The sequence below is a fragment of the Escherichia whittamii genome, assembly GCF_014836715.1.
Taxonomy (GTDB): Bacteria; Pseudomonadota; Gammaproteobacteria; order Enterobacterales; family Enterobacteriaceae; genus Escherichia; species Escherichia whittamii.
Genome location: NZ_JACSQI010000034.1, coordinates 1 through 840, shown reverse-complemented (window position 1 = coordinate 840; position 840 = coordinate 1). Strand labels below are relative to the sequence as shown.

The window sequence follows — 840 nt, the reverse complement described above, 5'->3', positions numbered from 1 at the left end:
CGGCTGGTCCGGGTCTCCGTTCAGAAAATCAACAATCACCTCCTGGCCCACACGCGGTATCGCCAGATTACCAAACCCCGGCCCCGCCCACGCCTGCGACACCCGCACCCAGCACGAACTCACCTCCGTTGCCGGGTTATACCTGTCCCAGTGAAACCTCACCCGTACCCGGCCATGTTCATCACAGAAGATTTCCTCTCCCGCAGGCCCGGTGACAATGGCGCTTTGTGGCCCGTCCACCTTCGGCTTGTTTTGCAGCCGTGGACGCCACGTCCGGTCTGCCGGTATCACCTCTAACTGATTTCCCAGCGTGGTTCCCTTTCCCTGACTCCCGTGCAGCGCCTGCGGCTGGCTTCCTGACAGAATGCTCTGTACCACCTGCCATTCACGGTTCAGCATCTTCTGCGGATGCCCCGTCAGCGTAAACCGCGTTCCCGGCCACAGCCTGGGGGAATTACTCTGGCCCGTCGCCTTCTCCGCATCACTGCGCAGGCTGTCCATCCGGTACAGCGTGAAATCCTTTCCGTGCTGCTCATCCTTGAACCTTCCCGGATAATCAAATATCTCATACTGCTCCAGTTGCCCGTTCAGGTTCTCACCCTGCTGCTCGTACATCCCCGGCCAGTCCGGCACCTTGAACGTGTAATCCTGGCTCTGCACCGACGACGGGCGGACATGCGCCTCGTAACGGAACATACTCACACACTCCGTCTCCGCCCCTGCCGATGTGTCCGGGTTAAACGGATACTCCCCCGCCTGTGACAGCCCCGCCACATCGTCGCACAGCGTCAGCTTCTGCTCCGGACTGTCCGCCGCAAACCGCTCAAAGAAGAAAATACC

At 60.4% G+C, this 840-nt stretch carries 1 protein-coding gene; it reads right to left on the bottom strand.

The annotated features are described in order from the left end of the window. The coding region (tssI, locus tag H9644_RS21405) for a type VI secretion system tip protein TssI/VgrG (RefSeq protein WP_191776500.1) at positions 1-840 on the bottom strand (840 nt) is incomplete at both ends.